Annotated in this window: 16 protein-coding genes; 9 read left to right on the top strand and 7 right to left on the bottom strand. The window is 37.4% G+C overall.

Annotated elements, in window-relative coordinates; genetic code table 11:
- The first annotated feature begins 2 nt into the window (after positions 1-2).
- From ABVM50_RS10975 to ABVM50_RS10950, 6 genes are all read left to right on the top strand, one after another.
- The gene (locus tag ABVM50_RS10975; RefSeq protein WP_405200703.1) at positions 3-1,553 is read left to right on the top strand and encodes a PglZ domain-containing protein; all 1,551 of its coding nucleotides are present in this window, start codon (positions 3-5) and stop codon (positions 1,551-1,553) included.
- A gap of 129 nt (positions 1,554-1,682) precedes the next feature.
- The gene (gene tsaE / locus ABVM50_RS10970; protein ID WP_405198612.1) at positions 1,683-2,087 is read left to right on the top strand and encodes a tRNA (adenosine(37)-N6)-threonylcarbamoyltransferase complex ATPase subunit type 1 TsaE; all 405 of its coding nucleotides are present in this window, start codon (positions 1,683-1,685) and stop codon (positions 2,085-2,087) included.
- A gap of 279 nt (positions 2,088-2,366) precedes the next feature.
- On the top strand, positions 2,367-2,513 hold the full coding sequence (locus ABVM50_RS10965; protein ID WP_405198611.1) for a hypothetical protein: 147 nt from the start codon (positions 2,367-2,369) through the stop codon (positions 2,511-2,513).
- Between the two features lie 232 nt (positions 2,514-2,745).
- On the top strand, positions 2,746-3,054 hold the full coding sequence (locus tag ABVM50_RS10960; RefSeq protein WP_405198610.1) for a hypothetical protein: 309 nt from the start codon (positions 2,746-2,748) through the stop codon (positions 3,052-3,054).
- A 55-nt stretch (positions 3,055-3,109) separates the two neighbouring features.
- Positions 3,110-4,312 (top strand): alanine dehydrogenase, encoded by a 1,203-nt coding sequence (locus ABVM50_RS10955; RefSeq protein ID WP_141877634.1) that lies wholly within the window; start codon positions 3,110-3,112, stop codon positions 4,310-4,312.
- 3 nt (positions 4,313-4,315) lie between these two features.
- Complete coding sequence (locus ABVM50_RS10950; RefSeq protein ID WP_405198609.1) at positions 4,316-4,696, top strand: hypothetical protein; 381 nt, start codon at positions 4,316-4,318, stop codon at positions 4,694-4,696.
- 17 nt (positions 4,697-4,713) lie between these two features.
- On the opposite strand, the gene bcp is transcribed toward ABVM50_RS10950, so the two are convergent.
- The gene (bcp, locus tag ABVM50_RS10945) at positions 4,714-5,166 is read right to left on the bottom strand and encodes a thioredoxin-dependent thiol peroxidase (RefSeq protein ID WP_405198608.1); all 453 of its coding nucleotides are present in this window, start codon (positions 5,164-5,166) and stop codon (positions 4,714-4,716) included.
- A gap of 31 nt (positions 5,167-5,197) precedes the next feature.
- On the opposite strand from bcp, the gene nth reads away from it, so the two are divergent.
- The gene (nth, locus tag ABVM50_RS10940) at positions 5,198-5,857 is read left to right on the top strand and encodes an endonuclease III domain-containing protein (protein WP_405198607.1); all 660 of its coding nucleotides are present in this window, start codon (positions 5,198-5,200) and stop codon (positions 5,855-5,857) included.
- 27 nt (positions 5,858-5,884) lie between these two features.
- On the opposite strand, the gene ABVM50_RS10935 is transcribed toward nth, so the two are convergent.
- Both ABVM50_RS10935 and ABVM50_RS10930 read right to left on the bottom strand, forming a co-directional pair.
- Complete coding sequence (locus ABVM50_RS10935) at positions 5,885-6,037, bottom strand: hypothetical protein (protein ID WP_298247027.1); 153 nt, start codon at positions 6,035-6,037, stop codon at positions 5,885-5,887.
- Between the two features lie 58 nt (positions 6,038-6,095).
- Positions 6,096-6,680: an RNA polymerase sigma factor gene (locus ABVM50_RS10930; RefSeq protein WP_141877630.1), complete on the bottom strand. Its 585-nt coding sequence runs from the start codon at positions 6,678-6,680 to the stop codon at positions 6,096-6,098.
- 223 nt (positions 6,681-6,903) lie between these two features.
- On the opposite strand from ABVM50_RS10930, the gene uvrA reads away from it, so the two are divergent.
- Both uvrA and ABVM50_RS10920 read left to right on the top strand, forming a co-directional pair.
- The gene (gene uvrA, locus ABVM50_RS10925; protein WP_405198606.1) at positions 6,904-9,693 is read left to right on the top strand and encodes an excinuclease ABC subunit UvrA; all 2,790 of its coding nucleotides are present in this window, start codon (positions 6,904-6,906) and stop codon (positions 9,691-9,693) included.
- A gap of 132 nt (positions 9,694-9,825) precedes the next feature.
- Positions 9,826-11,052: a hypothetical protein gene (locus tag ABVM50_RS10920; RefSeq protein ID WP_405198605.1), complete on the top strand. Its 1,227-nt coding sequence runs from the start codon at positions 9,826-9,828 to the stop codon at positions 11,050-11,052.
- An 82-nt stretch (positions 11,053-11,134) separates the two neighbouring features.
- On the opposite strand, the gene ABVM50_RS10915 is transcribed toward ABVM50_RS10920, so the two are convergent.
- The 4 genes from ABVM50_RS10915 to ABVM50_RS10900 all read right to left on the bottom strand — a co-directional run bounded on the left by ABVM50_RS10915 (position 11,135) and on the right by ABVM50_RS10900 (position 16,666).
- Positions 11,135-12,592, bottom strand: a complete 1,458-nt coding sequence (locus ABVM50_RS10915) for a polysaccharide biosynthesis C-terminal domain-containing protein (RefSeq protein ID WP_405198604.1) — start codon at positions 12,590-12,592, stop codon at positions 11,135-11,137.
- Entirely contained in the window at positions 12,592-13,872 is a 1,281-nt protein-coding gene (locus tag ABVM50_RS10910; RefSeq protein ID WP_405198603.1) for a glycosyltransferase family 4 protein, read from the bottom strand. Before ABVM50_RS10910 ends, ABVM50_RS10915 begins: the two co-directional genes overlap by 1 nt.
- Positions 13,873-13,880: 8 nt before the next feature.
- On the bottom strand, positions 13,881-16,310 hold the full coding sequence (locus tag ABVM50_RS10905; protein ID WP_405198602.1) for a YfhO family protein: 2,430 nt from the start codon (positions 16,308-16,310) through the stop codon (positions 13,881-13,883).
- Positions 16,311-16,372: 62 nt separating this feature from the next.
- A complete protein-coding gene (locus ABVM50_RS10900) occupies positions 16,373-16,666 on the bottom strand; it encodes a DUF4834 family protein (protein ID WP_405198601.1) in 294 nt (97 codons plus the stop codon).
- Positions 16,667-16,673 lie beyond the last annotated feature (7 nt).

Genomic DNA, 16,673 nt, shown 5'->3' with positions numbered 1-16,673 from the left:
AAATTATGACGATAAAGATATTATGGGTCGATGACGAAATTGACCTTTTAAAACCACATATATTATTTCTTCAGAAGAAGAACTATGAGGTTCAAACCTGCAAAAGTGGAACTGAAGCCCTTGAACTCATCGAAGAAGAAAATTTTGATATTATATTCCTGGACGAAAATATGCCGGGACTTACTGGTCTGGAAACCCTTGCTGAAATTAAAGAGCGTCGGGAAACTGTTCCGGTGGTCATGATCACAAAAAGCGAGGAAGAGTATATCATGGAGGAAGCGATCGGTTCCAAAATCGCCGATTACCTTATCAAACCGGTCAACCCAAACCAGATTCTATTGAGTTTAAAGAAAAATCTGGATCACTCCCGACTCATTTCTGAAAAAACAACTTCCAACTACCAGCAGGAGTTCCGGAAAATTGCTATGGATTTGTCTCAGGTAAATTCCTATGAAGAATGGGTTTCGTTATATCAGAAATTGATATACTGGGAAATTCAGCTAGAAGAAATAGAAGATTCTGGTATGTTCGAAATTCTGGAATCTCAAAAACAGGAGGCAAATAACCAGTTCTTCAAATTTATTTCTAAGAATTACGAAGATTGGTTTCAGCAAGGTGGTGAGCCTCCTGTGATGTCTCATACTCTTTTTAAGAAAAAGATTCTGCCAGAAATCAAATCTGGAGAGCCAACATTGCTGGTTGTGGTAGATAATTTGAGATATGACCAATGGAAATCACTGGAACCAATTATAACGACACATTATAAGAAGGAGAAAGAAGATGCTTACTTCAGTATTTTGCCAACTGCAACTCAATATGCAAGAAATGCGATTTTCTCCGGAATGATGCCAAGTGAAATGGAAAAGCTTTTTCCAGGATACTGGAAGAATGATACTGAAGAAGGAGGTAAAAATCTACACGAATCTGATTTTCTCCGGGAACAACTTAAGAGATTGGGAAAAGACCTTAGGTACGAATATCATAAAATTACTAGTCTCAAAGCGGGAAGAAAGCTGGCAGATAATTTTAAGAGTCAGAAATCCAACGATCTTACGGTTGTTGTTTATAATTTTGTTGATATGCTCTCTCACTCTAAAACTGAAATGGAAGTTATAAAAGAGCTGGCTTCTAATGACAAATCATACAGGAGCTTAACCCAAAGCTGGTTTAAAAACTCACCATTACTGGATATCATACAAAAAGCACAGCAACAAGGCTTTAAATTGATCATTACAACAGATCATGGAACGATCAACGTAAAAAACCCTTCTAAGGTCATTGGTGATAAGAACACGAGTTTAAATTTGAGATACAAAACAGGCAGAAGTCTGACTTACGAGAACAAAGAAGTCTTTGCTATAGAGAATCCTAAGTCGGTTCATCTACCAACCATTAATATGAGCAGTTCTTATATTTTCGCAAAGGAGGATTTATTCTTTGCGTATCCTAATAATTTCAATCATTACGTAAGTTATTATAGAAATACTTATCAGCATGGTGGTATTTCCTTAGAAGAAGTTGTAATCCCATTTGTAGTCCTGAACCCAAAATAATCGATAAACGACGTTTTTATACGCTAAACAACACAATGTAAGGCTGTACTTAATTGATTATCAAAAACATACAGCAGTATATCCTTTTTTTATATATCTTTATCATCCCAAATCTGACATATTGAATTTATGGAGTTAACCTACGAACTTCACGAACTGGATCAAGCAGTAGATTACATTCTACGTAATGCAAAGAGTAAAACACTACTCTTCTACGGCGAGATGGGTGCAGGCAAGACAACTCTAATTAAAGAGTTATCCAAAACACTAGGCGTTCAAGACGCCGTTTCCAGTCCAACGTTTTCCTTAGTTAACCATTACGAGTCAGATCAGGGTGCTGTATATCATTTCGATTTTTATAGAATCGAATCAGATATTGAAGCATTAGATATTGGATTTGAAGATTACCTGGATTCAGGAGCATGGAATTTTATTGAATGGCCACAAAAAGTAGGGAAACTACTTAGTGACGATCATCAAAAAGTGTATATTCTGGGAGTGTCGGAGAATTCTAGAATGTTAAAGTTAAGTTAATGAAATCAAAATTTTATCAACTTAACCTCAAAAATTGATTGTAAGAATTTTATTACTTTTGAAGATATTTTATAAACCTGATTTATTATTTTATATTCGTTAAACGATTTATAAACAGATTTAAACTAACATATTTAAAGTTTTTTATGCGATTTTTCGGGTATTTTTTGCCTTGAAAAAGGGCGCAAAGGTACGATTAATGTTTTAACCCACAGGATTTTAAGTTGTTCTATGTTTGTCTCAGAACAAAACGAAACAACCATATTAAAATCTTATATTATGAAACTTAAAGCAGTACTTTTCGCAGCAGCAATTTTTGGAGCAAGTTTTTTTGTAACTTCAACTACTGATAACGATACTAATAAGGATGAAATTCAAAAGCAAGCCGTTGACAAAAGGCTCATCAGGGTTCCTACTCACGGGTAGTATAATCGCGATTCTCATCGCGTTTTCACCTTATTTATTCTATACATATGAGATTTTCCCAAGCGGCTCCGTTTGGGAAACTTCTTTTTTTACATATGAGAGTATGTATTATGAAGATGTCCTTACTGCAGCTTGGACTTATCTAGGAAAATTTGTACCTCTTTTTCTTCTTCTGATTTGGTTTTTTACTTGCAAGCATTGGTGGTATCATGTTATATTAGTTCCTGTTGCTATGTATGCATTTCAATTGATAGGTACAGTGTATGATGACGTCTATCTAGAAACATTTATTATGGATGCTAACGATCTTTTGTATTTAGCTCCATTCTTCATACTAATTTTATCAATTGTGTATTTGATCCGTATAAAGATTTTTGATCGTATTTACGGATTTGATCTTTCTGAACTTGATGAGACTGAAGTCTCAGTTTTTTCCAATATTTCAGATAAAGACCGAAAAGAATTGAAGGAGTTTCAAGAAGATGATGACAACATCGAACATTCCAATGTACTTGTGGAAGACTACTACCGTAAACTTTAGTTTATATTTTTCAATTCCATATTAAGTTGTAATTTAACTGCTTTAACCAATAACTATGGGCAAACAGCAGGTTTCACCTTTTACTAAAGAACAACTTATTCCGCAGGAAGAAACTCTTGAGATCTACAAGAAAAAGGGTGAATTATTCATAGGAATACCCAAAGAAACCGCCTACCAGGAAAAAAGGATTTGTTTAAGTCCTGATGCTGTTGCAGCCATCACAGCACACGGGCATCGAGTAATGATAGAATCCGGTGCCGGGAAATGGGCACGCTTTAGCGACAAAGATTATTCAGACGCCGGAGCAGAAATTACCAAAGATACCCGAAAGGTATTCTCCTGCCCTACCATTTTGAAAATTGAACCGCCATCTCTGGAGGAACTCGAAAATATCAATCCGCAAACAACCATAATTTCTGCGCTGCAAATTAAAACTCAGTGTAAAGAGTATTTTCAGAAGCTGGCAGAGAAAAGAATTACCGCACTTGGCTTCGAGTTTATTCGGGATGATGATGGTTCCTATCCTATTGTGCGTGCCTTGAGTGAAATTGCAGGAACTGCTTCTGTACTTATCGCTTCAGAAATCATGAGTAATCATGCTGATGGAAACGGACTCATGTTTGGTAATATTAGTGGTGTACCACCGGTCGAAGTAGTCATTATTGGAGCAGGTACTGTAGGTGAATTCGCGACCAGATCGGCTATTGGTCTTGGGGCCAGTGTAAAAGTATTTGATTCTTCCCTTACGAAACTTCGCAATATTCAGGCGAATCTTACAAATACGTTTTACACCAGTACCATTCAGCCTAAAAATTTATCTAAAGCTTTGAAACGTGCGGATGTCGTGATTGGTGCCGTTCGTGGAAAGGATCGAAGTCCTGTGCTTATTACTGATAATATGGTGCAAAGTATGAAAAGAGGCGCTGTGATCATTGATGTAAGCATCGATATGGGTGGTTGTGTAGAAACCAGCGAGATCACGAGCCATGATGAGCCAATTTTCAAAAAGCATAATGTCATTCATTACTGTGTTCCAAATATTCCATCCAGGTACGCCAGAACGAGTTCGCTATCAATAAGTAATATTTTCACCCCGTATTTATTACATATTGGTGAAGAAGGCGGCCTTGAAAATACTCTAAGATTTGATCGCGGTTTACGTAATGGTTTGTATTTTTACCACGGAATTTTGACCAACAAATCGATAGCAGAATGGTTCAATCTTTCTTACCGTGATATAAATCTCCTGATTTTCTAATTAATGAAACTTATACATCGCTTTGGCTATTTTGGCGTCGGACTATTCTTCGGAATTGTACTATTAATATTCTTTCTTGGTGGTAAAAAAGCTTCCTGCGATTATTCTCCCAATGCCCGTGTGCTTAAAAATATAAAGATCAAAGAGAGAAAATGGTCTGAAGAATCTTTGAGTTTTTTCATGGATCAAAAAATTGACACTTCTTATGTTTCCGAAGTACTTGAAAATGGAGACGTTGATTTTAATTTAAGTGATACTGATGCGAAACCCTGCAATATCTATTATGTTACTGGAACACGTGAAACTCAAGAATTAGAATTCAGAATCCAGAACTGCGATAGTATTGCTACGATTCAGAAAGTAAAAATAAGAACGGCCGAATAAATCGACCGTTTTTTACATTATTCCATGATCTGCTCGGCATGAGCCTTGGTTTTAACCTTCTGAATTACCTCTTCGATCATTCCTTGTTCATCAATGATAAATGTGGTTCGGTGAATGCCTACGTATTCTTTTCCCATAAATTTCTTGGGTCCCCAAACTCCGTAAGCCTCGATCACTTCCTTTTCCTCATCTGCAAGTAATGGATATTTAAAATCATACTTATTTCTGAAGTTTTGCTGCCTTTTCTTAGAGTCGGCACTAACCCCTAGTATATCATAACCTTTTGCACTCATTGCCTCATAATTATCACTCAAATTACATGCTTCCGCAGTACAACCTGGTGTGCTCGCTTTTGGGTAGAAAAATAAAACCAGCTTTTTACCTTTATAATCGCTCAAGCTTATCGCATTTCCATCCTGATCTTCAGCTTTAAAATCGGGAGCCTTATCCCCTGCTTTTAATGTTGTCATAATTCTTACTTTTGCTTAAAAATAAAGCTTTATGACCAAAAAGGAAAAGGTTCAGTTTGTAATTGATACTCTAAATGAAATTTATCCTGAAATTCCAATTCCCTTAGATCATAAAGATCCTTATACCTTATTGATCGCTGTGTTGCTTTCCGCTCAAAGCACCGATGTGAAAGTCAATCAAATCACTCCTGTACTATTTGAGATCGCAGATACGCCTGAGAAAATGGTGAAATTAAGCGTAGAGGAGATTCGGGATATTATTAAGCCTGTTGGGCTTTCTCCTATGAAGTCCAAAGGTATACATGGGCTTTCCCATATTCTCCTGGATAAGCACAATGGTCAGGTTCCAAAGAGTATAGAAGCTCTGGAAGAACTTCCTGCGGTAGGTCACAAAACTGCCAGTGTAGTAGTAGCACAGGCGTTTAATATTCCTGCTTTTCCAGTTGACACGCATATTCACAGACTTATGTATCGCTGGAATCTTACGAACGGAAAAAACGTGGTGCAAACAGAAAAGGATGCAAAAAGACTTTTTCCTGAAGATCTCTGGAACCGACTTCATTTGCAAATAATCTGGTACGGGAGACAGTATTCTCCGGCACGCGCCTGGAACCTGGATAAAGATATCATCACTAAAACTATTGGAAGAAAAAGCGTAATTGCCGATTATAATAAGAAGATAAAAAAATAAAACCTGCCAGTAATGACAGGTTTTTGTTTAGTTCAGAAGTGTTTCAAACTTCATGTTCTGATATTCCACAACGTTCAGAGCTTTGGAATAACTGAGCAAAAACTCAATCGTTTCCTTGGCTGGACGTGGTTGAACATTTTTTTCTTCTTTCGAAGTTTTTTTAAAGTAGAGTTTCCCCATGTGCCGTTATTTTTTGGTATTTATAAATTAACGGCATTTACTTCATAATATTGCGAAATTAGTTTGTTAAGATCAAATTTCGTTTCTCAATAATCTTTCTAAGATTAATCAAAGCGTATCGCATTCTACCTAAAGCGGTATTAATACTGACTCCTGTTCGATCTGAAATCTCCTTGAAACTCATGTCTTTATAAATCCTCATAGTAAGGACCTCCAATTGATCTTCCGGAAGCTCTTTAATAAGTTCCTGAACGTCTGATTCGATTTGATCCTTGATAATCTGGGTTTCTGCATTTAGATCACCATCGCTTAGTACGGAGAAAATATTGAAATCACCACTATTGTCAAATTTGGGCATTCTCTTATTTCTTCGGAAATGATCAATGACAAGATTATGCGCGATTCGCATTACCCACGGAAGAAATTTACCTTCCTCGTTGTATTTACCTCGCTTAAGAGTACGAATAACTTTAATGAAAGTATCCTGAAAAATATCTTCAGAAATATCTTTATCGTAGACCTTTGAGTAAATAAAACTGTAAATTCTTTGTTGGTGACGGCTAATAAGTGTTCCTAGCGCGTTCTCGTTTCCTTCCAGATAATCACGTACAAGTGAGGCATCGGTGACCTTAGTGTTATTCATACCAGTTACTTTAAATTTCAGGAACAGATCCTGAGGTTAGGTTATTTAGAGTTTAAAAGTAACTGTGCTTTATAGGCGTATGAATTTTGGTTATGCACCAAATATAGCAACTTAAATTTGAGAAATGCAAACAAAAGCTTAATATTTTAACAATACTATAGGCTTTTCCCGGCTTTCTTCTCCGCTTGATAATGAGTAACTTTGCAGCCTTATCCCAGATAGAATGACCGTAGATATAGCCAATGTTGACCCCAAGAAAAATATAATTATTAAAGGTGCAAAGCTGCACAACCTTAAGAATATCAATGCGATAATTCCTAGAAATAAACTCGTGGTTATCACAGGACTTTCCGGTTCAGGAAAGTCCAGTCTTGCTTTTGATACACTTTATGCAGAAGGTCAACGGCGCTATGTAGAAAGTCTTAGTTCTTATGCTCGACAGTTTCTTGGTAGATTGAATAAGCCAAAAGTCGATTACATCAAAGGTATCGCTCCGGCAATTGCTATAGAACAAAAAGTTAATTCTACGAACCCCAGGTCTACTGTTGGTACTTCTACGGAAATCTATGACTATCTAAAATTATTATTTGCCAGAATTGGTAAAACCTATTCTCCAGTCTCTGGAAACGAGGTTAAGAAGGATACTGTTACAGATGTGATCAATTTTGTAAAAGCCTTTCCGGAGCGTGAAAAATTGCTTCTTCTCGCCCCTATTCACCTGGAGGAAGGACGTAAGCTGGAAAATAAAATAAACGTACTGGCTCAGCAGGGTTATAGCAGGATAAAACTAGGTGATTCAGTAGTGCGTATCGATGAAACCGATCTATCTAAAGCAAAAGTTGAAGATACTTTTCTAGTAGTAGACCGGATTATCACAAAGAATGAAGAAGACTTTTTCAACCGACTGGCAGATGCTGTTGAAGCAGCATTTTTCGAAGGTAAAGGCGAATTATTCATCGAAAAATTAGCAGATAACAGTTCGAGACACTTCAGTAATAAATTCGAGCTGGATGGAATCAACTTTCTTGAACCAAACGTTCATTTATTCAGCTTTAATAATCCCTATGGAGCTTGTCCCAAGTGTGAAGGTTACGGTGATGTTATAGGAATTGATGAAGAACTTGTGATTCCAAATACAGGTTTATCTATTTACGAAAATGCGATCTTCCCCTGGCGAGGTGATAGTATGAGCTGGTATAAAGATCAACTGATCAAGAACTCTCATAAATTCGATTTTCCTATACACAAACCTTATTTTGAACTAACTGACGAGCAAAAAGAGCTGGTCTGGAATGGAAATCAGTATTTCGAAGGTTTAAACCAGTTCTTTGAGTTTCTGGAGAGTAAGGCATACAAGATTCAGAATCGGGTGATGCTTTCAAGATATCGCGGTAAAACCAGGTGTTCCGTTTGTAAAGGAAAACGACTGAGACAGGAAGCGCACTATGTAAAAATAAACGGACTCAATATCACCGATCTGGTAGAAAAACCTTTAGATAAGGTTCGAGCATTCTTTGAAGATATAACTCTAGATGAATATGAAGAGAAAATTGCAAAGAGATTACTGCAGGAGATAAGAAACCGACTTCAATTCCTTTCCAATGTAGGTCTGGATTATCTAACCTTGAATCGTAAGTCCAATACACTTTCTGGTGGAGAATCACAAAGGATCAATCTTGCCACCTCGCTTGGGAGTAGCCTTGTTGGTTCCATGTACATACTTGATGAACCTTCTATTGGATTGCACCCTAAGGATACAGAGAAGTTAATTGGTGTTTTAAAGCATTTACGAGATCTTGGCAATACGGTCATTGTTGTGGAACATGACGAGGAGATTATGAATGCTGCAGATGAGATCATCGATATTGGACCGGAAGCCGGAACCAATGGTGGTCACGTGGTTGCAACCGGTAATCTTAAACAAATTCTCAAATCCAATTCTCTTACTGCGGAATATCTTAATGGTAAGAAAAACATTGAAGTGCCAGAAAAGAGAAGAACTTCTAAGAATTTCATCAAAATACTTGGTGCAAGAGAAAATAACTTGAAGAATATAGATGTAGAAATCCCATTAGGTGTTTTTACTGCGATAACCGGTGTTTCGGGAAGTGGAAAAAGTACATTGGTCAAAAAGATATTTTACCCAGCCATTCAGAAAGAATTAGGAGGCTACGGAGAGAAAGCAGGACAATTTTCAGGAATCGAAGGTAATTTCAAAAATCTTGGCAGTGTTGAATTTGTAGATCAAAATCCTATTGGTAGATCTTCAAGATCGAACCCGGTAACCTATATAAAGGCATATGATGATATTCGAAATCTATTCTCTTCCCAGAGGCTCGCGAAATTACGTGGTTTTCAGCCGAAGCATTTTTCCTTTAATGTCGACGGTGGAAGATGTGAAACCTGTAAAGGTGAAGGTGAAGTTACTATTGAAATGCAATTTATGGCAGATGTTCATCTCGAGTGTGAAACCTGCAATGGTAAGCGTTTTAAAAAAGATGTGCTTGAAGTGAGTTTTCATGATAAGAATATTGATGATGTTCTAAATATGACGATCGACGATGCAACAGCATTTTTTGAAGATCATGATCAGGATAAGATCGTGAAAAAGCTGAAGCCTTTAAAAGATGTCGGTTTGGGATATGTGCAACTAGGACAAAGTTCTTCTACTCTATCGGGTGGTGAAGCTCAGCGTATCAAGCTTGCTTCCTTCCTGGTTAAAGGAATTACCAAAACCAAGGCACTTTTCATTTTTGACGAACCAACTACCGGCTTGCATTTTCATGATATTAAGAAATTATTGAAATCTTTCAATGCTCTGATATCTAAAGGACATTCGGTAGTAGTTATTGAACACAATATGGATCTTGTAAAATGTGCAGATCATGTGATCGATCTTGGACTGGAAGGTGGAGAAAATGGTGGTTATTTAATTGCCACAGGAACTCCGGAAGAGGTTGCTAAAAATAAAGAATCAGTTACCGCACCCTATCTTTCAGAAAAATTGAATTAAAATAACTCGCTGTTTTTCAGTATTTTAATTTCGTAAAGAGGACTGTATAAAGAGGTAGCATGAAGTAGTTCCGGGTTTTGGCATGAGCTTTGTATTTAGTTAAGAAATGTTCTTAATTTAAATACTACTACTATGAGAAATCTGACCTTATTTATCGTTTGCCTTTTTGTAGGATGGTCAGTTAGCGCTGAAAATCCGCATTCTGAAATATCCAAAAGTACTACCTACTCTAATCTTTTCAATGACTCTTTTATTTTTATTGAAGGTGGTGTTGAATTCGCGGTTTATCCAAATGGAGAGTTCGATTTCTTCTATAATCCAGATTTCCGAAGAGGAAATGCAGTAAGAATTTCTACACCTAACGTAAATATTAGTTATAACTCTGGTTACAACTATGAACCGTTTATTCAATATGATGATTATGGCGCTGTAATACAGATCGAAGATGTTCCGGTTTACTACGATTATTATGGTAGAATCATCCAGGCTGGAAATATTGTAATGGACTATAATCGTTATGGAATGCTTGCTAATGTTGGTTCGCTAAGATTACACTATAACAATCTTGGTAGAGTGATTCAACGAACAGGGTATATAAACAATTACAACCGCCATTATGTTCGCAGACCATGGCATTCTTATTATCGTCGACCATCAGTAAATGTTAGTATTGTATTCAATCAGCCATACCGGGCTTATTATCAGCCACATCGTGTAAGCTACAACCAGTATACAACGGTTTATAATAATTATTACAGTACACATAAACAGAAAAGAAACTTCTACAGACCTTCCCAGCGTGTTGCTCAATATCACTACGGAAAACAAGTAAAACAGAAACGTGATCTTGTACAATATCGAGGTCGTACCAGTAGAAGTGATCAATTAGTTCGTAACAGACAACAAGCTGCAAGATCAAAAGCTTATGAAAATCGAGCTAAAAATTCAAGAAGCAATAGAATAAGCACTGCTGAACGATCTCCCATTAAGAATAACAGGTCCAGGGATTATGGATCGAGATCTGAAAGAAGTACAAATTCTAAAGGGCGTGTATCGTCAGAAAGTAGAAAAACCAGTTCCAGGACGACAAATAGAAACTCTCGATTAGATACCAGGTCTTCTAATAACAGAGTTCAAAAAACCAGTCGTTCTACATCAGTGAGAAACACTGAAAGGACTCCGAAAGTTCAAAATAAAACTCGTTCTGTTGAAAGGAATACAAGTGCTCAACGTCCAACCAGACAGAAGTCTGAGTCGACCAGAGCAAGATCTTCGAGCAGGTCTAAGTCTTCAGTGAACGAAAGAAAAAATAATTCTTCAAGAACTAGAAGTTCGGCACGAAATATGAATAATATATAGTAGATGACAAGTTCATAATTTAATTTTTTGGTTGGTTAGTTAGAAAACCCCTGATGCTGCCTTGCGGATGGGGTTTTCTCGTTTATATCAATTTCAGAACCTTGTCGATCATCGTATTGATTTCCGAAGAAACCTTAGAGAAATAGATGATTAGTCCGTAGATAAGCCCGGAAATTAAAACCTTCAAACATATATTCAGAATTGGTAGCGTCGAGATATCGATATAATAAAAGCCAGCCGTTAACACAATAGTTAACAATAACATCAACCAGGTAGACTTCGAAAAAGGCTGAATCCTGAACTTGAGGTAGACTAGGAATATTTTGGAAGTATTGTAAATAAAAAAAGCCAGAAAACTTGCGATTGCCGCACCCTCTAGTCCGAATTTTGGAATAAGTAAATAGTTCAGAATAAATGCGAGCAGTACAAGAATGACTCCAATACCGAGAACAATTCTATAATAATCTGAATTGAATAGAATACTATTGTTATTCCCCAGTAGGTTATCGTAAAGTTTAACGATTGAAATCAGGAGTACTACAAATACTGAAATTTGATATTGCTTCGGAATAAGTTCATATAAGGCTTCTACATTCGTGATTATCCAGATGAAGATCAACGCGCTAATAATTAGAAGGTTAAGCGAACTTTTTTGATATAGGTTTTTCAATCCCGCTTTATCTTTGGTATTCAGCATTTCGGCGGTCATTGGATGGGTGATCTGATGCATTGCTTTTTGTGGGACGGAGATCACGGTCGCGATATATACTGCAATTCCGTAGATCGCAACATTCTCGATAGGCATGTAATATTCAATCATTACTTTATCAAGATCCAGCAACACGGTAGCTACCGAAGCTGCAATAAGTATTAATGCGGAATACTTCAGTAATCTGGATAGGTTTTCAGGAGCTTGCAGGCTAATTCTTGGTGGATGTAAGGAAAAAGCATACAATGCCATTACAATCATCCTAAATACGAAAACGCCAGAGATCGCATAGATAAAAGTCGGAATGCTGATCCAGTCTTTATAAACCATAAGCAGGAGACCACTTATGCAAAATCTATGAAAGACCTCTTTCATGAAATTACCAAAGCTACTTTTATAGTAGATCTTAGACCAGGCAAAAAAGACTTCAAAATACGCAGTTGCGAATGCGATCAGGAAAATCAACCAGATATAGGGCTGGACGAGTTCATTTTCACCCTTAAAATATTCCAGCAATTCAGAATAAAAGAATAGTCCCGCTAAACCCAAAAGTAAAGCCGCCAATGCCGGTAGAATCAACATCAGTGTTAGTAAACGATCCTGTTCTTTTCGTGTTTTGTAAGACGTAAAGAATTTGATTAGCGTACTATGCACCCCAAAAACCAGAAACGGCCAGATAAGATTTGCTGCAGAAAGGAGAAAACTTACCAATCCGTAATATTCTTTAGTAAGAAAATAGGTGAATAGAAATAATGTATTTATAGCTCCAATGGCAAAACCCAGGTAGGTAGTCACCATATTTTTGATGGACTGATTAATAATTATTCCCATTAGATCTTTTTGATTAAATCTGCCAGCTCACCTGTAATCTCTCTACGATGATATTTTGAAATATCACTATTTATTTGCTTAATTCCCTGTGCCTCTTTTTGATAAAACTGATCCATAATCCAGGATTTGACCTTTTCCTTATCACTAAACAACAAGTAAGTTCCACTCTGAGTATCCAGAACCATTTTACCTGCTTCCCAGTTTTCGGGACCTATCGCCAGAATTGGTTTTTTCGCAGCAAAATATTCGAAGATCTTACCGGGTATGATTCCCCTGGTTTCTACACTATCAATTTCCAAAAGTAAGAGAATCGAAGCCCTATTTTGCAATTCCAGAGCTACTTTGTGACTAACATAGCCTTCAATTTGAAGATACTTCTGAAGCCCCAATTCTATGATACTTTGCTTTACTTCGGAACTTATCTTTCCCGCTAATCGAATTTTTAGCTTATTCCTGAAGACAGAATAATCCTCTACGATCTCTGCGATAGCCTTCCACAAAATTTCAGGACTTCTACCTGAAAGCAAAGAACCAATATGAGAAATCTCAAAATACTCTGATCTAGATGGCTCTTCCTGAAGTTTATCGAAACCATTCGTGATTACGCGAATAGGTCTGGTAGTTTTAGATTCAAATTCAGCTTTTGTTGTATGGCTGGTAGTGATGATATGATCAGCTTTATTGAGCACCTCAGATTCAAGGTTCAGGTGCTTTTGTCTACTAGACTGAGTGAGTTTAAGTTTTTTGTGATAACCAATCTCTGTCCAGGGATCTCTAAAGTCGGCAATCCATTTTATGCCCACACTTTTCTGGAGTGCCAGACCAATCAAATGCAGACTATGCGGAGGTCCGGTTGTTATAAGAACATCGAACTTCTCCTTCTCCAACACCGACTTTAAATATCTCACCGAAGGTTTGATCCAGAATTTTCTAGCGTCCGGTATAAAAAAGTTTCCGCGAACAAATAACATCAACTTCTGGATGGCACTTTGCTCCTGCTCTTTGGCTATAATTCCAGAACTTATAGTTTTAGAATCACCTCTAGAAAAAATCTCTGCAACTTGGTATGGTTCAAAAATTGGTTGCTTTAATATTCGGATTCCTGTTGGGATTTCAGCAACTAGACTTTTGTCCAAGAGTGGGTAACCTGGATTTTCCGGAATATATAGAACAGGTTCAATATCAAAATCTCTTAAATAAGTTACGAATTTCAACCAGCGTTGAACTCCCGGTCCTCCGGCAGGTGGCCAATAATAAGTAACAATAAGAGCTTTCTTCATTCAGAAATTTAAATTTGGTCACGATTTTTGAGCTCGTATCCCAGTCCGCCCAATAATATTAAACCAAATAAGATAGAGCTTACAAGCACGATCGTGCTTCCGGTCTCAACAACCTGAGGTTCAAATTTGAAAGTAATTTCATGATTCCCTGCAGGCACATTCATAGCTCTTAGTGTATAATTCGCCTGAATATGATCTACTTCCTTTCCATCGATATAAGCCTGCCAACCGGGTTGATAATAATTTTCAGAAAAAACAATGAACTGAGCGGTATCTGCTTCGTATTTGTATTTGAGTTCATTCGGTCTCTGTGACACCAAATCTATTTTGGTGCTGGAACTATATACAAATTCATTGCTTACCACGTCTTTAAATTCAGAATTTACAACAGCGGTGTTCATCAGGTTGACATCCTTCAGAATTTGAATTTCCTCGTTCTGGGTTTCCACCCACTTGATCGTTTCAACCGCCCAGGCATTTCCAAAAGCTTGCGGATTCTGTTGCGCCTGTACTCCATTTTCCGTAGGAACAATAAAGTACTTCACATTGAGCATGCTTAGAATTTCCATATCATTCTTAGCAATGTAGAAATCAAAAAGGTCCTGTATCCTGCCCGGTTTGGCCGCGTGATAACCACCTAATGCATTGTGATAATAAGAAGTCCTTCCTGTATTAAACGGACTTCCCGAAACATCGAAAACGCGGTAGTGCGTAGTATCCTCCAGGATCTGATCATCTGCAGCATAACGCTCGTATGGCTGATCGATCTTTCTGGATTGCACAAAGTCATCACTATTTACATAACGCCTGTCCACTCCAATTAGATCGATAAGTATCAGCACTGCAAAACCTGCAATTAGTAGATTGGACTGCAGCTTATTCTTAAGATATGCCCAGATCAAACCAACTCCAATACCGGTAAAAAGTAAAGATCTCATCACATCATTGAAGAAGATATCTTTTCTATCTTCCTTTAAAGCATTGATAAAATCCATACCGAACTGCTCCCTGTACAACGAGTCGTTAGCACCGGCAAAATCGAATACTGAACTCAGCAGTAAAAAGAAGATAAGCAGGCCTCCGGAAATAAACCCTGAATATTTTAGGGCATTTAATTTTTCTTCCGAAGATATTTTCTTTGATAGTAATTTATGTAGACCTACGATCGCTAATAAGGGTAAACATAATTCCAGCAGCACCTGAATCGATGACACTGCGCGGAACTTATCATATAATGGTACATAGTCTATAAAAAAATTGGTGATAGGATTCGAACCAGCAAACCAGTTTTTTCCCCAACTCAGGATCAATGCAAGTATACTAACACCAACAATCCACCATTTTAATCTTCCTTTTATAAGAAATAAAGCGAAAATGAATAAAAAGATGACACTCGCTCCTATGTATGCAGGTGCGCCAACAAATGGTTGATCTCCCCAGTAGGTTGGAGCCGATTCTGCAAAATCTTTGGCCTGAGCCGGTGCAGCTCCAAGTTTTAAAATAGCATCGTATAAATTGGAATCGCTACCAATATTTTCTGAACTACCTCCACCAAGTAATCGAGGAACCATCAAATTGAAACTCTCTAAAATTCCATAACTGTACTCCGTGATATAATCGTAGCTAAGACCCGATTCTGTTTTAGCAGCGCCGTCTGGTCCAATACTTAAATCTGACTCTCCCCTGGTGCTGTAACTGGCATATTCGCTGGTAGCAAGCAAGCTGGTTGCATTCATAGCCAAAGCCAGAACTACAGCAAGAACCATAACTCCGATTGATTTAAAATAATTTCCTATCCATGCTTTTTTAAACGCATCTATAAAGTAAACGATGCCAAGAACTATGACCAGAACCAACAGGTAATAGGTCATTTGGAAATGGTTTGCTTGGATCTCAAGTGCCATCCCGACGCTTAAGAGCAGGAAGCCCCAAACATTTCGATTTCTGAATATTGAAATGATACCAGCAAGCACTATGGGCATATACGCAATGGCATGAGCCTTCGCATTATGACCAATTCCAAGAATAATAATCAGATAAGTGGAAAAACCAAAAGCAAGTGAGCCAACAAAGGCAACCCGGTAATCTATCTTTAAACAGAGAAGTAAAATATAAAAGCCTATAAAATAAAGAAACAGGTAATCTGCCGGCCGGGGTAAAAACCTCAAGGCAGAATCGAGCTTCTTAATATAGTTATGCGGATAGTAAGCTCCTAACTGGAAGGTAGGCATTCCTCCAAAAGCAGAGTCGGTCCAGTAAGGTTCTTCTCCCGTTTGTTCCCTGAAGTCATTCTGCTCCTTGGCCATCCCGATATACTGAATGATATCGCTTTGATAAATTTCCTTGCCCTGTAAGACAGGATGAAAGTAGAATAGTGATAAAATAACAAATCCTGCCAGGACTAGCAGGTGTGGTATGAATTTCTTGATATCAGGCATTCACGAGTCTTTTGAAACTGAAAATTTTAAAAACAGGATCTAATACCTGCTAAGTCTCGAAATTAATCAATTTCTTCGTAATCGATATATTCCCCTACCTTTTTATCCTTATTGGGTTTGGCTTTAGGTTCCTTACCGATATTTGTAGGATTTGATTTTGACTTTTTGGAAGCTGCACCTCCAAATTGATTACCAAATTGCTGACCGAACTGCTGTTCGAACTTTTCACCCATTTTCCGCATAAAATATTTGAGAATAAGAGGGCCGAAAAATCGAATTATTATTTTAAATCCGAAATATATAAGTAATACTAAAAGTACAAATTTTAATACTCCAGATAAGGATGCTTCTAACATTCTAATG

This window comes from Christiangramia sp. LLG6405-1 (assembly GCF_045055805.1).
Taxonomy (GTDB): Bacteria; Bacteroidota; Bacteroidia; order Flavobacteriales; family Flavobacteriaceae; genus Christiangramia.
The sequence above is the reverse complement of the archived record's forward strand: the minus strand, read 5'-3'. Positions and strand labels throughout refer to the sequence as shown.

What these genes read in the sequence shown, in the direction of transcription:
- ABVM50_RS10955 (WP_141877634.1), top strand. Translation starts at nt 3,110, where the DNA reads ATGGGCAAACAGCAGGTTTCACCTTTTACTAAAGAACAACTTATTCCG.
- ABVM50_RS10900 (WP_405198601.1), bottom strand. Translation starts at nt 16,666, where the DNA reads ATGTTAGAAGCATCCTTATCTGGAGTATTAAAATTTGTACTTTTAGTA.
- ABVM50_RS10910 (WP_405198603.1), bottom strand. Translation starts at nt 13,872, where the DNA reads ATGAAGAAAGCTCTTATTGTTACTTATTATTGGCCACCTGCCGGAGGA.
- ABVM50_RS10915 (WP_405198604.1), bottom strand. Translation starts at nt 12,592, where the DNA reads ATGGGAATAATTATTAATCAGTCCATCAAAAATATGGTGACTACCTAC.
- ABVM50_RS10965 (WP_405198611.1), top strand. Translation starts at nt 2,367, where the DNA reads ATGAAACTTAAAGCAGTACTTTTCGCAGCAGCAATTTTTGGAGCAAGT.
- ABVM50_RS10930 (WP_141877630.1), bottom strand. Translation starts at nt 6,680, where the DNA reads ATGAATAACACTAAGGTCACCGATGCCTCACTTGTACGTGATTATCTG.
- nth (WP_405198607.1), top strand. Translation starts at nt 5,198, where the DNA reads ATGACCAAAAAGGAAAAGGTTCAGTTTGTAATTGATACTCTAAATGAA.
- ABVM50_RS10950 (WP_405198609.1), top strand. Translation starts at nt 4,316, where the DNA reads ATGAAACTTATACATCGCTTTGGCTATTTTGGCGTCGGACTATTCTTC.
- ABVM50_RS10920 (WP_405198605.1), top strand. Translation starts at nt 9,826, where the DNA reads ATGAGAAATCTGACCTTATTTATCGTTTGCCTTTTTGTAGGATGGTCA.
- tsaE (WP_405198612.1), top strand. Translation starts at nt 1,683, where the DNA reads ATGGAGTTAACCTACGAACTTCACGAACTGGATCAAGCAGTAGATTAC.
- ABVM50_RS10935 (WP_298247027.1), bottom strand. Translation starts at nt 6,037, where the DNA reads ATGGGGAAACTCTACTTTAAAAAAACTTCGAAAGAAGAAAAAAATGTT.
- bcp (WP_405198608.1), bottom strand. Translation starts at nt 5,166, where the DNA reads ATGACAACATTAAAAGCAGGGGATAAGGCTCCCGATTTTAAAGCTGAA.
- ABVM50_RS10960 (WP_405198610.1), top strand. Translation starts at nt 2,746, where the DNA reads ATGTATGCATTTCAATTGATAGGTACAGTGTATGATGACGTCTATCTA.
- uvrA (WP_405198606.1), top strand. Translation starts at nt 6,904, where the DNA reads ATGACCGTAGATATAGCCAATGTTGACCCCAAGAAAAATATAATTATT.
- ABVM50_RS10905 (WP_405198602.1), bottom strand. Translation starts at nt 16,310, where the DNA reads ATGCCTGATATCAAGAAATTCATACCACACCTGCTAGTCCTGGCAGGA.